The organism is Pseudomonas syringae, from assembly GCF_002157375.1.
GTDB lineage: Bacteria > Pseudomonadota > Gammaproteobacteria > Pseudomonadales > Pseudomonadaceae > Aquipseudomonas > Aquipseudomonas syringae_T.
In genome coordinates, this window is the sequence record NZ_MTSA01000013.1 from 1 (window position 1) to 16,781 (window position 16,781).

13 protein-coding genes and 1 pseudogene are annotated in these 16,781 nt (G+C 60.7%); 5 read left to right on the plus strand and 9 right to left on the minus strand.

Annotated features, from left to right (window positions below; all coding sequences use genetic code 11):
• Positions 1 to 147, plus strand: a pseudogene (locus BW686_RS27175) (permease); the annotation flags it as partial.
• 45 nt (positions 148 to 192) lie between these two features.
• Here the strand turns inward: BW686_RS27175 and BW686_RS17055 are convergent.
• From BW686_RS17055 to BW686_RS17085, 7 genes are all read right to left on the minus strand, one after another.
• Positions 193 to 2,430, minus strand: a complete 2,238-nt coding sequence (locus tag BW686_RS17055) for an ATP-binding protein (protein WP_084918733.1) — start codon at positions 2,428 to 2,430, stop codon at positions 193 to 195.
• Complete coding sequence (locus tag BW686_RS17060) at positions 2,427 to 3,041, minus strand: biliverdin-producing heme oxygenase (protein ID WP_084918734.1); 615 nt, start codon at positions 3,039 to 3,041, stop codon at positions 2,427 to 2,429. The genes BW686_RS17055 and BW686_RS17060 overlap by 4 nt, the downstream gene beginning before the upstream one ends.
• 342 nt (positions 3,042 to 3,383) lie before the next feature.
• Entirely contained in the window at positions 3,384 to 5,417 is a 2,034-nt protein-coding gene (locus BW686_RS17065) for an LTA synthase family protein (protein ID WP_084918735.1), read from the minus strand.
• Between the two features lie 10 nt (positions 5,418 to 5,427).
• A complete protein-coding gene (locus BW686_RS17070) occupies positions 5,428 to 6,048 on the minus strand; it encodes a hypothetical protein (protein WP_084918736.1) in 621 nt (206 codons plus the stop codon).
• Complete coding sequence (locus tag BW686_RS17075) at positions 6,045 to 7,343, minus strand: sialidase family protein (RefSeq protein WP_084918737.1); 1,299 nt, start codon at positions 7,341 to 7,343, stop codon at positions 6,045 to 6,047. Before BW686_RS17075 ends, BW686_RS17070 begins: the two co-directional genes overlap by 4 nt.
• Positions 7,344 to 7,381: 38 nt before the next feature.
• On the minus strand, positions 7,382 to 7,927 hold the full coding sequence (locus BW686_RS17080) for a cytochrome b/b6 domain-containing protein (protein WP_084918738.1): 546 nt from the start codon (positions 7,925 to 7,927) through the stop codon (positions 7,382 to 7,384).
• The gene (locus BW686_RS17085; RefSeq protein WP_084918739.1) at positions 7,927 to 8,190 is read right to left on the minus strand and encodes a PepSY domain-containing protein; all 264 of its coding nucleotides are present in this window, start codon (positions 8,188 to 8,190) and stop codon (positions 7,927 to 7,929) included. Before BW686_RS17085 ends, BW686_RS17080 begins: the two co-directional genes overlap by 1 nt.
• 168 nt (positions 8,191 to 8,358) lie before the next feature.
• Between BW686_RS17085 and BW686_RS17090 the strand changes: the two genes are divergently transcribed.
• Both BW686_RS17090 and BW686_RS17095 read left to right on the plus strand, forming a co-directional pair.
• Complete coding sequence (locus BW686_RS17090) at positions 8,359 to 9,021, plus strand: response regulator (protein ID WP_084918740.1); 663 nt, start codon at positions 8,359 to 8,361, stop codon at positions 9,019 to 9,021.
• On the plus strand, positions 9,018 to 10,391 hold the full coding sequence (locus tag BW686_RS17095; protein WP_084918741.1) for an ATP-binding protein: 1,374 nt from the start codon (positions 9,018 to 9,020) through the stop codon (positions 10,389 to 10,391). Before BW686_RS17090 ends, BW686_RS17095 begins: the two co-directional genes overlap by 4 nt.
• A 12-nt stretch (positions 10,392 to 10,403) precedes the next feature.
• On the opposite strand, the gene amaA is transcribed toward BW686_RS17095, so the two are convergent.
• A complete protein-coding gene (gene amaA / locus BW686_RS17100; RefSeq protein ID WP_084918742.1) occupies positions 10,404 to 11,690 on the minus strand; it encodes an L-pipecolate oxidase in 1,287 nt (428 codons plus the stop codon).
• A gap of 41 nt (positions 11,691 to 11,731) precedes the next feature.
• Positions 11,732 to 13,222: an L-piperidine-6-carboxylate dehydrogenase gene (gene amaB, locus BW686_RS17105; RefSeq protein WP_084918743.1), complete on the minus strand. Its 1,491-nt coding sequence runs from the start codon at positions 13,220 to 13,222 to the stop codon at positions 11,732 to 11,734.
• 249 nt (positions 13,223 to 13,471) lie between these two features.
• Between amaB and BW686_RS17110 the strand changes: the two genes are divergently transcribed.
• Positions 13,472 to 14,719 (plus strand): 2-aminoadipate transaminase, encoded by a 1,248-nt coding sequence (locus tag BW686_RS17110; protein WP_084918744.1) that lies wholly within the window; start codon positions 13,472 to 13,474, stop codon positions 14,717 to 14,719.
• Positions 14,720 to 14,742: 23 nt separating this feature from the next.
• A complete protein-coding gene (gene hglS, locus BW686_RS17115) occupies positions 14,743 to 16,131 on the plus strand; it encodes a 2-oxoadipate dioxygenase/decarboxylase HglS (protein WP_084918893.1) in 1,389 nt (462 codons plus the stop codon).
• Positions 16,132 to 16,781 lie beyond the last annotated feature (650 nt).

Consider the following 16,781-nt stretch of genomic DNA (forward strand, 5'->3'; position numbering starts at 1 on the left):
ATCATCCACTGCAGCGACGTCACCACAGGTTTCGCCGCACGATTTCCCAGTCAGGCATTGATGAGCAAGTACCTCGCATTCCTGCGCGAGGTACTTCCAGCAAAGACTCAATACACCGAAAAAGCCACGAACTGGTATCAGGGCTGATGCAACTCAGGCTTGAGCCATCCCCCCTCAAGCCCGAGAAAACAATCAGTGCGCGATCGGTACCGTAAAGCGGAACTCGCTGCCCTGGCCGAGCTGGCTGTGTGCGGCCAGTTCGCCGCCGTGGGCCTTGATGATGCCTTGGGAAATATACAGCCCCAGGCCGGTGCCGCCCGGATTGCCTTCCTTGACCGTCCAGTAGCGCTCGAAGATATGCGGCAATTGCTCAGGAGGAATGCCCTCGCCGGAGTCAACCACCGTAAACACGATCTCGTTGCCGTTGGACATTGCCGCCACGCCGATCTTGCCCTGCTTCGGGGTGAACTTGATGGCGTTGCCAATCAGATTGGACAGCACCTGAAACAGGCGCTCCGGGTCCGCGTTGACCTTGATGTCCGGCTCGGCGCTGAAGGAGATCTCGATGGACTTGTCCATCGCCAGCGGTGCCAGCAAGGTGTAGGCCTCTTCGAATATCTGGCTGACTTCCAGCGGTTGCGGCGTGATGGTGTAGCGGCCGGCTTCGATTTTAGAGGTGTCGAGCAGGTCTTCGAGCAGCACGTTCATGCGGCTGGCCGCCTGTTGCATGGTGTCGATGGCCGTAGAAATGCGTCGCGAGGTGTGCGGGCCGTCGGAGCTGAACGATTTCTGCATCATCCCGCAAAGCATGGAAATGACCGTCATCGGGTTACGCAGGTCATGGGACACGACCGCCACCAGCTCGTCGCGGGCACGAACCGCTTGCTGTTCCTTGCTCACTTGCCGGGCAAGGTCATTTTCCAGTGCGGAGCGGCGCAGGTCGTTGGCGGCGAACACGTCGCCGTGGCTCCACTGGGTGGCAATCCCGGTCATTTCGACCTTCCAGATCTCGAACGACGTACGCGGTCGCAGACGCAGGCCCTGCTCCGAGCTTTCCATGTTCAACGGCTTGTTCGGATCACCGCTCCAGCGAACACTTTCCTTGACCTCGGGACGGAACCAGATCACGCCGTTGTCCACCGGTTTGGGCAAGCTCATCGCCAATACACCACTGGCGATCGGCTGATAAGCCTCGGCTGGCGGGTACACACTGGAAAGATGATGACTGGCATACACCGGCTCGCCACTCGCCATCATCCAGGCGTGCAGTGCCCGGATATCGGCAGGCGCTGGACAGTGACCGAAACAATGCGTCTGACGGTCCTCGATGATCGCAACGCCGGTTGCGCCCACCAGATCCATCAACAGTTGCGGTTGCTGCGTCAGCCCATCAAACACGTCTGCGTCAGACGTCGCCATCAAATGATGCAACTGTTGCAGGGTCTGAAGCTTGGTCTCGCGCTGACGGCTGACTTCGAGCGCCTCCATTGCGCTGATCTGCAGCGACAACACCTGGCCAATGGCCTGGCAGGCGCTGCGCAGCTCGTGGGACACGTACAGCGGCGTACGGTGCCCGCAACTGATCAACCCCCACAGCTTGCCGCCCTGGATCAACGACACACTCATCGAAGACAGGACGCCCATGTTCTTCATGTACTGGCAGTGAATAGGAGAAACGCTACGCAGTGTCGAGAAGCTAAGGTCGAGCTGTTCTTGAGTGTCCGGACGCAATTGCGGCACCAAAGGCACCGGTGTGTAATCGGCGTCCGGAATGATGCGCAGCCAATTGCGGCGATACAGTTCGCGCGCCTGCTCGGGAATGTCAGAGGCCGGGAAGAACAGGCCGTTGAACAACTCCATCGATGGCGCCGACGCTTCGGCGATCACCTGGCCGTGGCCTTCTTCCTCGAACCGGTAGATCAGCACCCGGTCGTAACCGGTCATCTTCTGGATTTCGCGGACGCTGACTTCGTAAAGCGTCTGCAAGTCGGTGGCGGCATGCAACTGGCGCAACATGCGGCCCATATTGCCGGTACGCTCGGAATAACTGACGGCCTGAGCAAGCTTGTCCTGAATTTCGAGTTCCAGTACCAGAACATTCTGACTGCGGTGCAGCATGGCTTCAAACTCGACGCCGTTGACCGACATCAGCAGGCGCGGCGCATCGACAAGCGAATCGTGGGCGCTGGCGCTTCTGATCACGTCAGCCCAGCCGGCCCCCAGCACACAGTCCAGCGACTGCCCCGACAGTTGCTCCGGTGCCTGTCCCAACACCGCCTGCACATTGGCACTGACCTGCAAGATCGTCAGTTCCGGCTCTGTCAACGTGAACAGTATGCCGTGCGGCTGAATGGCACCCGGAAACTGGATAGGCTCATCCGCGCAATTGGCCAATAGGACTTCAAAAGAGTCCTTGTCGAGTTGGCTCATAACAGTACCTCTTTACCACCGAGCCAGTGCTCGAAAAATGCAAATGTAGAGTGTGCCGCCTGTGCAGCGGCTTCAGTAAAAACAACATCTCGCGGTACGGTATCAAGGTAGCCTAAAAAAGCTTTCCAGCGAGGCCCCGTCTCGACACCGTACACGTCAAGAAACGCCGCGCCGCTCTGTTCGTCCAGCCCCAGACGCTTGAGCACCTCGCGGCGCAGCACCTGCCCGCCCAGCGTTGCGCCTTCCAGCACGTACATGACGCCCAGACAGGCGCCGGGGGAATCGATGACCGGCAACTGCGGGCAATGCGGAAGTTGTCTGATGTCATGTTCAGACATACCCAGCGTACGCAAGTCCTTTACCAGCACGGACGTTTTGAGGCGCTCATCCGGAACGAGCGAAAACGGCACGAAACCGCTCTCGCGCAATGCCGCTTCAAGGGGCGCATAAAAACCGTAATAAGCCTGTAGCAAACGAAGGTAATGCGCATGGTCCAGAACAGGTGAAAAAAACGGCATGCGTTTTTCGAGTTGAACGTGCAACTGATTCGTTTCAGCGCGAAGTGCATCAAGCAACTTCGGCGGGGTAACACTTGAAGAACATGCCGGCATCCAGGAAGGCTCTTGAGTATGCGATAGACGGATAACGCTTCCGAACAGAAACTGGCGGCCAAAATACAGAGTCAATGCAAAACCTGACAGGTATTTCCTGTCTTAGCGATGAAATGCTCTTTTGCATGACGAAAACAGCCGACGCTCAAAGGCCGGCTATTTCAGTTGTCCGGACCCCGCTGTCAATGATGACGACAGTCCGGAAGGCAACCCTGTACGCGATTCGAACGGTGTCGGATCACATCATACGGCGTTTTAACATCATCCAGTACAATGCGGCCTTCGCGCAAGCACCGCCCCGCTCGGTTTGCACGGTCAGGCGCGAAAGAGCCACGCGCCTGATCAGCGCACATTCTGGTAAAGCATCATCCGCGACGTCTCATGCAGGCCCCGCGTGAGCTCATGCAGGCGCTGGAACTCTTGCGGGTGCTGCCCGGCGACGTTGTCCAGCGGCGTCGGCGAGGCCAGATCGTGAAGGGTTGGCGAGCTGCCGTCGTGCTCCATCTGCAACAGGAAGTGGCGCGTCACGCCACCGATCAGCGGGAAAGTGCCTTCGCGCAGGACCAGCGGGACAACACGTTCGCCCTCGGGTGAAGGCTGCTGGATGTCACGCCCCATCGTACCGCTGATGAACGGCATGCCTGTCATGCCCGCGAGTGTCGGCAGCAAGTCCGCCAGACCGACCGCTTCATCGATCACGCGTGTGCCGAGCAAGCCGGGAGCATGAATCAGCAGCGGGACGTTGTTGCTTTCCAGCCCCAGTTGCTCGAATGCCGGCGCCATGTGCGGGATCTGGCTGATGCGCGTGTTGTGGTCACCGAACAGCACGAAAATCGTGTTCTCGTAGTAGCCGCCCGCTTTGGCCAGCGCTATCAGCCGTCCGATATTGAAATCCAGCAGGCGCACCGCGTTGTATTGCTCGACACTGCGCGAGCCTGCCGCCTGAACCTGTTCCAGCGTCTTGTCGCTGACCTGAAAGCCGTCATTGTCCTTGGGAATGGTAAAAGGCCGGTGGTTGCCTGCGGTTTGCACATACGCGAAAAACGGCTTGTCGGCGGGCAACGCACGCAGAATCCGGTCGCTTTCCTTGAACAGGTCGAGGTCGGAAATGCCCCACACATCTACCTGCGGCGACTTCCAGTCTCGTTCATCGTACAGGCGCACGTCATCGATACTGCGGCGGATCAACGCGTTCATGTTGGCCCAGCCTGAATTGCCGCCAATCATGTACAGCTTCTCGTAGCCCTTGAAGTCATTGATGATCGTGTGCTGACGCGTCAACAACGGGTGACGCGTCGCGGTTTCCTGGCGGGTCACGTCGGGCACCCCGGTGATGCTCGCCCAGACGGTCTTCGCGGTGCCTGTCACGGGCACATAAAAATGCCTGAAGAACCAGCTTTGGGTCGCCAGATGATCCAGATTCGGCGTCGGATTGAGCGGGTTGCCATAAGCGCCGACTGCGCTGGTGCCCAGGGACTCGAGCATCACGAACATCACATTCAGCGGTCGCTCGCCTGCCAGTCGATACGCTTGTTCAGGCTGCTGACGCTTGAAACTCAGCGTCTGTGCATTGGGTTGCTCTACACCGAGGTAGTGCGCGACCACCGGATAATGCTCGCGCACCTGGGCTTCATCGAAGTGTGACTGAGCGACCTTCAACGTGTCGTACAAAAACAGCGCCGGATTGAGTCCGATAGCTGCGACCTGACTGTTGCCGGAAAAAAATGCATCGCTCCAGCGCAACGGCACCGGGTTTTCCAGGTTGAGGTGTTCGACCCGGCCCAGCAACCCGAGAAACGTCGCGCACACCACCACCGCCGACACCCACACCACGGACGCACGTTTGACCGGCCTGGCCTCGCGATCAAGCGTGGCACGTTCCAGCCGCAGTAGCGCCCAGCCCAGAACCGCGACGCTCAACAGCCAGCCGGCGGTGATCCACAGCACCGGGTAGGTCTGCCAGAGCATGTCGCGGGAAATCTGCGCATCTTCCAGGTAGCGCACCACGCTGGCATTCAACCTGACGCCGAGGTAGGCGTAATGACCGAAATCGACAATGTGGATCATCGTCAGCATCGCCAGCGCAATAATCAGGTAACCCCGAGATACCCAGCGCAGGGCCGGCACACTGATCAGGTTCCAGCGCGGCAGCCAGAGCAGCACGGCAACCGGTAGCAGGATCAGCAGCGCCAGACGCCAGTCGAAGCGCAAGCCGATGCCCAGCGTTTGCAACACCTCGGAGCGGTTGAACAACGCACCCGGCTCAAGGCCGGAGAAACCGTAGAAAAACACCAGCCTCAGCAGTGCCGACAACAGGAACACCAACAGGACAGCGCCCAGCCAATAGCGCAGACGTCGCGATTGCAACCCACTCATTCTTGTTCCTCTAGACGTTGCCGGCACGCAGGGCAGCCGAACGGCGCTGTCCTGTTGCACGACGGTATGCAAAACGGACTGCCAGAACCAGCAAAGCCGCACAACAGTAAAGTGCGAGAAGCGGGTCGATCAGGTAGTCCCAATAGTTTTCCGAGGGTTTTATCCGGAACGTGAACGCCAGCGTGGCAGCCGCCAGCATCACCACTGCCAGCGCGTTACGCAGCCAGATCAGCCCCAGCGCGATGACCGCCACGATGATGATCATCGGTCTCGGGTTGTAGCCCCAGCGGTAAGGATCGAAGTAGGTCAGGCCAAGCGTAGCCGGGTACAGCGTGAGGGCCAGGGCCGCAAAGACCAGCAACGCCATCAGGCGCGTCGAAGCGGCCAGCGGTTGCAGGACACCCAGCCGTTGCAGCGCCAGCCAGCCCAGCAACACCAGACTGCTGATCGCCAGATCATCGGTCAGACTGCGGGCGTAGGCCGCCATCGACAAGCCGTCAACCGAGACGACGCTCAACAGCGACGTGGCTGCCAACAGACCGCAGCGCCACCACAGTGATGAAGTCAGCGGTGCCAGCAAGACAAACAGTCCCCAGGCAAACGCCAGATGAGCCAATCCCAAAGCGATCATAAAAGCTGCTCCGCCAGCCAGGCCTCGTTGAAGCTGACATGCTTGATGAACGTGTTATTCCACGAATAGACCAGGTGATAAAGGCCGTCAGGGCTGCGGATGAAATACGGGTATTCGTACTCGAAATCACAGCCTTGCGGTGAACAGACGCGCTGATCCAGATTGCTCAGGAATTCCGCTTCCATCGGCTGACGACGTGCGCCGCTGGAGGCACGAAACCCTTCGCCGATGACTTCCTTGTAAGCGTCCAGAGAGAACGGCATGCCTGACGGGTCAGGCGACTTGTCGAAGTCCATCAGCGGTCGCCAGACGTCCATCTGCTCGTCAGTCCCATACAGGCTCAGCTTGAAGCGGCCTTCGCGCAGATCGTTGAGCGCGACCAGCAAGCCTTTGCCTGGCACGCCGACCGCCGCCAGCGAAGAGTTGGGGTTGCTGGGGGTCAACGGATACGGCTCGCTCCAGGTCTGCCCGCCGTCTTCGGTGCGGCTGGCCAGTACCCGGTGGAAGGTTTCACCGGCATAACGCAATAACGCCACGCCGCGCTGTGCATCCAGCGGCACCACGGTCGGTTGCAGGGAATTGTTACCGCGGCTGATGCGAAACTTGTCGATCACCTCGCCATTCGCGCTGAGGTACAGGTACTCGGCAAACTTGCCGAGAAACTCGTGGTACACCGGCAGGCCGATCGAGCCGTCGGCATGAAACACCGGCGCGCCGCGAACCAGCGTGCTGATGTTCAGAAACGGCGAGGTCACCAGTTGACGCGGCGGTGACCAACTGGCGCCCAGATCGCTGGAGACCATCGCATTGACCGAACTGCCCGCCCAGCCGCCCACCGAAACCGACACGTAGAACAGCCACAAGCGGTTGTCCGGGGCCAGCGCAATCACCGGATTGCCCAGTTTGCGGATGTACTTGCCGGTGCCGGTCTGGGTGGATTCACGGGTCGCCAGAACCTGCTCGCCGCCCCACTCTTCGGTCTGCGCATCGAATCGCGAGGTGCGAATCTCGACATCCCCCGCGCCTTCGCGGGAACCGGCAAACCACACCGACATCAGGTCGCCGCCGGGCAATGCCGTCACGGCAGAGGAATGCACAAAGTCGTCCAGGTCCGAGGAAGCGAACCGCGAGCTGTAAGACGCTTTGGGCGCAATGCTTTCAGCGCCGACGGGCGCCGGGGTTACCGCAAAGCCGGAAATCCGGTGCAGCGGATGGCTGAGCCAGGCGCTGACAAAAATCGCTACAACAATCAGGCCTGCGCTCCATGCAGTCAGGTTTCGGGAAATAGCACGCATCGGGAGGCATCACCGTGGTGAGAGACAAGAAGGGGAACTCAGCGAGGGGTATCGTCAGGCAGCGGACGTCGCTTTCCTGTCAGCATCGACAGCGGCAGGTTGTCACGCACCTGAACACTCTCGAAGACGGCCGCAGCCATGTGCAGCACCACCAAGGCGCACAGCGTGTTGGCGAGCACCTGATGGGCCTGCAATGGCCAGTCGGCGCCCCACAAGGCATCGACCTCTTCCATCAGAAAACCGGTCACGCCCATGCCGAAGATCAACGTCATCATCAGCACCATGACCAGCGCACCCAGCGGCGAATGGCCCAGGCGATGCATCGGCTGACGCTTGATCAACGATTGCACGTGAGACCGCAGACGCGCCGGGCTCGGCCAGAAATCGCGCCAGCGGGCGCTGGTCGGCCCGATGAATCCCCACACCACTCGCACCGCCAGCCAGGCAACCGCGTAATAACCCAGCCAGACGTGCCAGTCGTCGCCCGCTTCATTGAAGAAGTAATTGGCCACGAAAACACCCGCGATCGAGACGTGAAACAGCCTGACCAGCGGATCCCACAGGCGCAAGGAAGCGCGGTTCATTACTTGATCTCGGTCTTGACCGCCTTGCCGCTGACCGGATCGTGATAGATCTCGACCTTGCGCTTGTCCTTGTCGAAGCCGTAGATCTCGTAGCAGTTGCCGTCAGTCACCTTGAACTTGCTGATCTCGTAACCTTGAGCCTTCAGTTGCTCCTGGAATTTGGCCTGATCCTGCCATTGGGATTTTTCGGCGGTGGTGCATTGCGGGCCGGCGAGCGCCAACGGGCTGGCCAACAACAGGGAAACCAGCAGGACTTTACGCATGGCAGATGCTCTCGGGCAGTGAAGGAGCGCCTACTGTGCGAAACCAGTCTTAGGAAAAGCTTAATGTGCAACAGCTCGTAACATCTTCCCGGACACACGGCACTTCGCGGCACTGCAGGCTGACGGCATCATGGCGCCCTTCTCCCCCACTATCATTGGTCCACACCTATGCGCTTGCTGCTTGTCGAGGATGATCGTGCGATTGGCCAAGGTATCCGTGTGGCCCTGAACACCGAAGGGTATACCCTTGACTGGCTCGAAGACGGAGTGAGCGCGCTGCATGCCCTGCGCAGTGAACCCTTCGACCTGTTGCTGCTCGACCTCGGCCTGCCGCGCATGGACGGCTTCGACCTGCTGCGCCAGTTGCGCGCTGAAGCACTTGCCCTGCCGGTGCTGATCCTGACCGCCCGCGACGGCACTGCCGACCGCATCGCCGGGCTGGATGCGGGTGCTGACGATTACCTGGTCAAGCCGTTCGATGTCGATGAACTGAAAGCCCGGGTGCGCGCCCTGCTGCGGCGCAGTCAGGGGCGTGCGCAACCGCTGCTGGAGCACGCCGGAATCAGCCTCGACCCGGCTTCGCAGCACGTCAGCTTTCACGGCAGCGATGTTCAGATGACGCCGATGGAATATCAATTGCTGCATCAACTGATGATCCGCCCGGGCAAAGTGGTGACCCGCGAACGCCTGTCCAACACCCTGTACGGCTGGCAGGACAAGGTGGAAAGCAACACCCTGGAAGTGCTGATTCACAACCTGCGCAAGAAACTGTCCACCGAGCTGATCCGCACCGTGCGCGGCGTCGGCTACCTGCTGGAGCTCAAGGCATGACCTCGGTACGCGCACGAATTCTGGTCCCGGTATTGCTGCTGTTGCTGCTCGGCGACCTGTCCATCAGCCTGCTCGCCCTGCGCGACAGCCATCATGAAATCGAAGAAGTCTACGACGCCCAACTGGCCCAGAGCGCCCGTTTGCTGCAAGGCGTTCTAAGCCAGCGGGCAGCCGGCGAACAGGATCTGGACAAGCTCTATCAGGCGTTCGATCAGGCCATGAGTCGGGTCGGCACCAGCGGCGTTGCTCACCCCTATGAAACCCGGCTGACCTTTCAGGTCTGGCGCACCTCGGGCGAGCTGTTGGTGCGCTCGGCCGAAGCGCCACTGCTCAGCGCCCCGCCCGCCGAAGAAGGCTCCCATGACCTGATCGAGAACGGTCACGAGTGGTGCGGTTTTCTGTTGGCCGATCCACAGCAGGGTTTTCTGATCTGGGTCGGCGAGCGCGACGATGTCCGCCAAGACCTGATCCAGCGCATCGTCAGTCATACTTTGTGGCCGACACTGATCGGCGTGCCGTTGTTGGTGGTAGCGATCTGGCTGGCCATTGGCTGGGGCCTGCGTCCGCTGCAGTCGATGGCCCGGGTTATCCGCAAACGCGATGCCGAAAGCCTCGAACCCCTCGACGTGACGCCGCTGCCCAAGGAACTGGAACCCATGCAGCACGCGCTCAATCGCCTGCTGACCCAGATCGAAAGCGTGCTGGAACGCGAACGACGCTTTATCGCCGATGCCGCCCATGAACTGCGCACACCGCTGACCATCCTGCGCATTCATGCCCAGAACGCTCGCCAGGCGGAGAGCCCGGAGCAACGTCTGGAAGCACTGGATTTTCTGGTGCATGGTGTGGACCGCGCGGCCCGTCTGGCCAGTCAATTGCTGACGATGGCGCGGCTTGAGCCGCGCCTTGAAGTCAGCCAGTTACACACCTTCGAACTGAACACGCTGGTGCGCGAGGAAATGGCCGAGCTGACACCGCTGGCGCTGGAGAAGCGTGTCGATCTGGTGTTCGAAGCCGGTGAGGATTGCGTGATCCACAGCGACCCGGCGGCCATCACCATTGCGTTGCAGAACCTGCTGACCAACGCGCTCAACTTCGCCCCGCCCGCCAGTGAAATTCGCGTGATGCTCAACCGTCAGGAAGACGGCAGCGCGCACCTGTCAGTCGAAGACGCAGGACCGGGGATCGACGAGAAACAGAAGGCACGCCTCTTCGAACGTTTTTACAGCCAGGGCCACAGCAATGGCTCGGGACTCGGGCTGGCGATTGTCGACATGATCGTGCGCAAACTGGAAAGCAGCCTGCACCTGCGCAAGTCGGCGCAGGGCGGGCTGTGTGCAGAGTTGAGGCTCAAGAGCCAAACGGCCTGACGCCGGTTTGCTTCAGAGTACGACGCGCAGGCACTGTCCGGCGTGGTACAGGGTGAAACCGGCGTCATAGGCCAGGGCGCGCAGGCCGTTGGCCGACACTTTCTTGCTGCTGGAAAAGCCTACCGGCAGCGCCGCCTCGTCGTCGGTCAGCACATAATCGGCAAAGCACTTGCCCACCAGCGTTCCGGTGGTCACGCCGCGGCCATTGAAACCGGTCGCCGCCAGCAAGCCGGGCGCAGGTTCGAACAGGCGCAACAGGTGGTCTGGCGTAAAGCCGATCCGGCCGGTCCAGGTACTTTCCCATTCGACCCGGCCCAACTGCGGAAAGTAATGCTGCTGGACCCGATCAGCCCACTGGCGAATGAACCAAAGCGGATAGTTGCCGGCATTGCCGAGGCTGCCCAGCAGCAGTCGCCCGTGCGCATCGCGGCGGATATTGCTGAGCACGGTGCGTGTATCCCATGAGCCCTGCCCGCCACGCAGAATATCCGCCTGCGCCGCACCACTGAGGGGCTGCGACGCAACCTGATAGTAATAGCCCGCGAAAATGTGGTCCTTGATGTCGGTCCACTCGCCTTCGGTATAGGCGTTGGAAGCAATGATCACTTTCTCGGCACGAACGCTGCCGGTCTTGGTGGACACCTTCCAGCCATCAGCGGTGCGCTGCAGCCCGTTGACCGGGGATTCGCCATACAACTGACCGCCCCGCGCCACGACATTGAGCGCCATGCCGGAGACATAGGCCATCGGGTTCACCGTACCCGCGCGATGGTCAAGCAACGCGCCGCTGACCTTGTCAGTGCCACAGGCGTCTTCGCAGGGTTTGCCGGTCAGCAATTCGACGTTGGCACCGCGCCGTTGCCATTGCTCGGCACGGCTTTGTAAATCCGCCAGGCCCTTGGCGTTGTGCGCCATGTGCAGGTTGCCGGTGCGGGTGTCCTGACAGTCGATGCGGTACTGGTCGATGGTCGCGAACACCAGCGCTGGCGCTGCCCCCAATGCAGTATTGAGGCGACTGGCCTCAACGCTGCCCAGTACTTTTTCCAAGGCATCAGGCGCGACCCAGGTCCCGGCATTGACCAGGCCGACGTTGCGCCCCGAACCGCCGTGACCCACTTGATGGGCCTCGACCACGCAGACTGACTTGCCGCCCTCCAGCAATCGAAGGGCAGCCGACAGTCCGGTGAACCCTGCGCCGATAATGCACACGTCGGCACTTTGCTCACCGGTCAACGCCGGGCTCACCGGACGTTGCGGAGTCAATTGTTCCCACAGACAGCCTTGAGCAAACTGCACCATCGAAAAACTCCAGCAATGTCGGTCAAAAGCGCCCGTTCAGATCAGTCGAAAACGATGCCCTGCGCCAGTGGCAGCTCGCGGGAATAGTTAACCGTGTTGGTTTGCCGACGCATGTAGGCGCGCCACGAATCGGAACCGGACTCACGACCGCCACCGGTTTCTTTCTCGCCACCAAACGCACCACCGATCTCTGCACCGCTGGTGCCGATGTTGACGTTGGCGATGCCGCAATCGCTGCCCGCTGCACTCTGGAACGCCTCGGCTTCGCGCAGGTCCGTGGTGAAAATGCACGACGACAGGCCCTGCGGCACTTCGTTGTTCAGGCGCAAGGCCTCTTCAAAATCGTCGTAAGCCAACACGTAAAGAATCGGCGCGAAGGTTTCGTGACGCACCACCTCGCTCTGGCCCGGCATTTCGGCGATGGCTGGCGTGACGTAATAGCCGTTCGGGTATTTGTCCTGCAACTGACGCTCGCCACCGAACACCTGACCGCCCTCGTCGCGGGCTTTGGTCAGTGCGTTCTGCATGGCCGAGAACGCATGCTGGTCGATCAGCGGGCCGATCAGATTGCCTTCGCGCGGATCACCGACACGCACTTTGGCGTAGGCCGCTTTCACGCGGGTGACGACTTCATCCTTGATCGAACGATGCACGATCAGACGACGCAGCGTGGTGCAGCGTTGACCGGCGGTGCCCACAGCGCTGAACAGAATGCCGCGCACGGCCAGGTCCAGGTCGGCGCTCGGGGCCAGAATCATTGCGTTGTTGCCGCCCAGTTCCAGAATGCTGCGGCCGAAACGTGCGGCCACACGCGGACCGACTTCGCGGCCCATGCGGGTGCTGCCGGTGGCGCTGATCAGCGGTACACGCGGGTCATCGACCAGCGCTTCACCCGCGTCACGATCACCGATCACCAACTGCGCCAGCGCGGCGGGGGCATCCCCGAAAATCTTCAGCGCCTTGTCGAACAGCGCCTGACACGCCAGCGCGGTCAGCGGGGTCTTTTCAGACGGTTTCCAGATCACCGGGTTGCCGCAGACCAGCGCCAGGGTGGTGTTCCAGGCCCAGACCGCCACCGGGAAGTTGAACGCGCTGATCACACCCACCACGCCCAGCGGGTGCCAGGTTTCACGCATGTGGTGGCCGGGACGCTCGGAGGCGATGGTCAGGCCGTATAACTGCCGCGACAGGCCGACGGCGAAGTCGCAGATGTCGATCATCTCCTGCACTTCACCCAGACCTTCCTGAGTGATCTTGCCGGCTTCGACCGACACCAACTCGCCGAGGTCAGCTTTGTGCTCACGCAGCACTTCACCAAAGATCCGCACCAGCTCGCCACGGCGCGGGGCCGGGACGGTGCGCCATTGCAGAAAGGCGGCGTGGGCGGCGTCGATGCGCGCCACGACCTGCGCCTTGTCTTCGAGCGTGACCGAGGCAATCCGGCTGCCATCAATCGGGGTGTAAACCGGATAGTCCCCTTGGGTGTGGGCACTGTTCGCCACGCCCAGACGTGCTAATAACTCGGCAACCATGTTGATGCTCCTGTCATGGACTGAAAATCACTGATGACCGCAGTATCGACCCGGATGCTGCCGGTCCACAAACGACGATTTTGAAAAACATGATTCCTTTTAGGAATGAACTTTTGTGTTTTAAAGGCGTTAAGTGCGCCCACTTCGGGAATTATTGGAATGACCCGGTGATTTTATTTCGTTTGCGGGCGAAGTCTGATGTTTGCTTGGATAGCGCCATCATGATCACCCGCAGGCAAGGCCCGGCCGATGAGCGAATACATCAGCGAATCTATTTCCTTTGTCCACAGCATGACCCTGTCCCACGGCCGCAACGCTGAAGTCTGGGACACCACCGGCACGCGCTATATCGACTTCGTCGGCGGCATCGGCGTGCTCAATCTGGGGCATTGCAACCCGCTGGTGGTCAAGGCGATTCAGGACCAGGCGACGAAACTCACCCATTACTGTTTCAACGCCACACCGCACGATCCGTACATCCGGTTCATGCAGCAACTGACGCACTTCATGCCCGTGAGCTACCCGCTCAGCGGCATGCTCACCAACAGCGGTGCGGAAGCGGCGGAAAACGCCCTGAAGATCGTGCGCGGTGCCACCGGCCGCACTGCGGTTGTTGCCTTTGACGGCGGCTTTCACGGTCGCACGCTGGCGACCCTGAACCTCAACGGCAAGGTCGCGCCCTACAAACAGAAAGTCGGCGTGCTGCCTGGCCCGGTGTTTCACATTCCGTACCCCAGCAAAGACAACGACGTGACCACCGAGCAGGCGCTCAAGGCGCTGGATCGGCTGTTCAGCGTCGAGATAGACGTCAACGACGTGGCCTGCTTCATCTTCGAACCTGTACAGGGTGAAGGTGGCTTTCTGGCGATGGAGCCGGATTTCGCGCAGGCGCTGCGAAGCTTTTGTGATGAACACGGCATCGTGCTGATTGCCGATGAAATCCAGTCCGGTTTCGGCCGCACCGGGCAGCGCTTTGCGTTCACCCGGCTGGGCATTGAGCCGGACCTGATTCTGCTCGGCAAAAGTATTGCCGGGGGTATTCCGCTGGGTGCTGTGGTCGGTCGCAAGTCGCTGATCGACAACCTGCCCAAGGGCGGACTGGGCGGCACCTATTCCGGCAACCCGATTGGCTGCGCGGCGGGCCTCGCTTCGCTGGCGCAGATGACCGATGAAAACCTGTCCGCGTGGGGCGAACAGCAGGAAAACGCGATTGTTTCGCGCTACAACAGTTGGCGGGCGAACGGGCTGTCGCCGTACTTGGGCAGGCTGACTGGCGTTGGCTGCATGCGCGGTATCGAGCTGGTGACGCCGGACGGCAAACCCGGCACCCGACAGCTTGCCGAACTGCTGAACGCCACCAGAGACGCCGGGCTGTTGCTGATGCCCAGCGGCAAGTCGCGGCACATCATCCGATTGTTGATCCCGCTGACCATAGAGCCCGACATCCTGAACGAAGGGCTGGATATTTTCGAGCGTTGCCTGGCAGCGCTGGCTTGAACCTGTACGGAGAAAACACCCTGATGAGCACTGCACGCTTTGCCGACCCGGACAGTATTCGCGCCGGTTTCTCCAGCGCCATGTCGCACATGTACCAGCAGGAAGTGCCGCTGTACGGCACGCTCATGGCGCTGGTCAGCGAGATCAACGAGCAGGTCATGAGCCGCGACAGCAATGTGCTGAACAGCCTGCGCCAGACCGGCGAACTACAGCGTCTGGACAAGGAGCGCCACGGCGCGATTCGCGTCGGTACGGCACAGGAACTCGCCACCCTCGCCCGCCTGTTTGCGGTGATGGGCATGCAGCCGGTCGGTTATTACGACCTGACCGCAGCCGGTGTGCCGGTTCACTCCACAGCCTTTCGGGCGGTGCATGAACACGCTCTGCAGGCCAGCCCGTTTCGGGTATTCACCTCATTGCTGCGTCTGGAACTGATCGAGAGCGACAGCCTGCGCGAATTCGCCGGTCAGGTGCTTGCCCGACGCACGATCTTCACTTCCAAGGCCCTGGAGCTGATCGGGAAGAACGAGGCGGACGGCGGCTTGAGTGAGCCTGACGCAGCCGAGTTCATCCAGCAGGCGCTGGAAACCTTTCGCTGGCACAACACGGCGACCGTCTCGCTCGACGAATACCGACAGTTGAATGCTCAGCATCGCTTGATCGCCGATGTGGTGGCGTTCCGTGGCCCGCACATCAATCACCTGACCCCGCGCACGCTGGACATCGACGCCGTACAGAGCGGCATGCCTGACAAGGGCATTACGCCCAAGGCCGTGGTCGAAGGCCCTCCGCGTCGCGAGTGCCCGATTCTGCTGCGTCAGACCAGCTTCAAGGCGCTGGAAGAGCCGATCAGCTTCACCGGTCAGGGCAACACTCATTCAGGCAGCCACTCGGCACGTTTCGGCGAGATCGAACAGCGTGGCGCGGCACTGACGCCCAAAGGCCGCGCGTTGTACGACCGGCTGTTGAATGAAGCGCGCGACGAGCTGGGGGAGTTTCCCAATGAAGCCAATGCCGTGCGCTATGCAGGGCTGCTGGAGAAGGCCTTCAAGGCGTTTCCGGACAGCCATGATGAAATGCGTGCGCAGGGGCTGGCGTATTTTCGCTATTTTCCGACTGAATCGGGCGTTGCGGCCAGAGACTCTGGCAGCCTGGATGAGTTGATTCAAGCAGGCCACGTGCGTTTCGAACCGCTGGTTTACGAGGACTTTCTGCCGGTCAGCGCGGCAGGTATTTTCCAGTCCAACCTGGGTGACAACGCGCAGGCGCATTATGAAACCCATTCGAACCGGCAGGATTTCGAACGGGCACTGGGCTGCGAGACGCTTGATGAACTGGCGCTGTACGCCGACACCCAGCGGCGCTCGCTGGAAGCGTGTGCCGGGGCGTTGGGGCTGAAAGCACTGGGCTGATCTGATCTTGAATGCCATACCTTGTGGGAGCTTGCTCGCGAAGAAGCCGGTACAGTCGGTAACATTATCGTTCCTCACGCTCCAGCGTAGGAATGCAGTGCGCGACGCTCTGCGTGGCAAGAGGACGCGGAGCGTCCCGAACGGCATGCGACGCGGAGCGTCGCACGATAGTTAGATTGTCGTTCCCTACGCTCTAGCGCAGGAATGCAGTGCGCGACGTTCTGCGTCGCACGACAGTTAGATTATCGTTCCCTACGCTCCAGCGTAGGAATGCAGTGCGTGACGCTCTGCGTCGCACGACAGTTAGATTATCGTTCCCTACGCTCCAGCGTGGGAATGCAGGTCGCGACGCTCTGCGTCGCTAAAAAGGACGCGGAGCGTCCTGAACGGCATGCGACGCGCAGCGTCGCAAAACAGTCATAGCCGGATCATTTCACGCCCTTTCTGTGTTCTGTTTAACGCAACGATAAATAAAATTCGCAATATTGGTGTGCAACCCTCGGCTATGCATACTGCGATGGCGAGTGGACAGCAACGTGCCGTATTCAAAGGTTCATCCCTGCAAACAGGGCACGTGATGATCCCTCGCAAAAGGCTCGAAGCAGCCTGGTCCGGCTCACGCCAGACACTATAAAAAGACTCGGCCGGAT

Bases quoted from the DNA above. Each gene is read 5' to 3' on its own strand.
- BW686_RS17055 (WP_084918733.1), bottom strand. From the start codon at position 2,430: ATGAGCCAACTCGACAAGGACTCTTTTGAAGTCCTATTGGCCAATTGC.
- BW686_RS17060 (WP_084918734.1), bottom strand. From the start codon at position 3,041: ATGCCGGCATGTTCTTCAAGTGTTACCCCGCCGAAGTTGCTTGATGCA.
- BW686_RS17065 (WP_084918735.1), bottom strand. From the start codon at position 5,417: ATGAGTGGGTTGCAATCGCGACGTCTGCGCTATTGGCTGGGCGCTGTC.
- BW686_RS17070 (WP_084918736.1), bottom strand. From the start codon at position 6,048: ATGATCGCTTTGGGATTGGCTCATCTGGCGTTTGCCTGGGGACTGTTT.
- BW686_RS17075 (WP_084918737.1), bottom strand. From the start codon at position 7,343: ATGCGTGCTATTTCCCGAAACCTGACTGCATGGAGCGCAGGCCTGATT.
- BW686_RS17080 (WP_084918738.1), bottom strand. From the start codon at position 7,927: ATGAACCGCGCTTCCTTGCGCCTGTGGGATCCGCTGGTCAGGCTGTTT.
- BW686_RS17085 (WP_084918739.1), bottom strand. From the start codon at position 8,190: ATGCGTAAAGTCCTGCTGGTTTCCCTGTTGTTGGCCAGCCCGTTGGCG.
- BW686_RS17090 (WP_084918740.1), top strand. From the start codon at position 8,359: ATGCGCTTGCTGCTTGTCGAGGATGATCGTGCGATTGGCCAAGGTATC.
- BW686_RS17095 (WP_084918741.1), top strand. From the start codon at position 9,018: ATGACCTCGGTACGCGCACGAATTCTGGTCCCGGTATTGCTGCTGTTG.
- amaA (WP_084918742.1), bottom strand. From the start codon at position 11,690: ATGGTGCAGTTTGCTCAAGGCTGTCTGTGGGAACAATTGACTCCGCAA.
- amaB (WP_084918743.1), bottom strand. From the start codon at position 13,222: ATGGTTGCCGAGTTATTAGCACGTCTGGGCGTGGCGAACAGTGCCCAC.
- BW686_RS17110 (WP_084918744.1), top strand. From the start codon at position 13,472: ATGAGCGAATACATCAGCGAATCTATTTCCTTTGTCCACAGCATGACC.
- hglS (WP_084918893.1), top strand. From the start codon at position 14,743: ATGAGCACTGCACGCTTTGCCGACCCGGACAGTATTCGCGCCGGTTTC.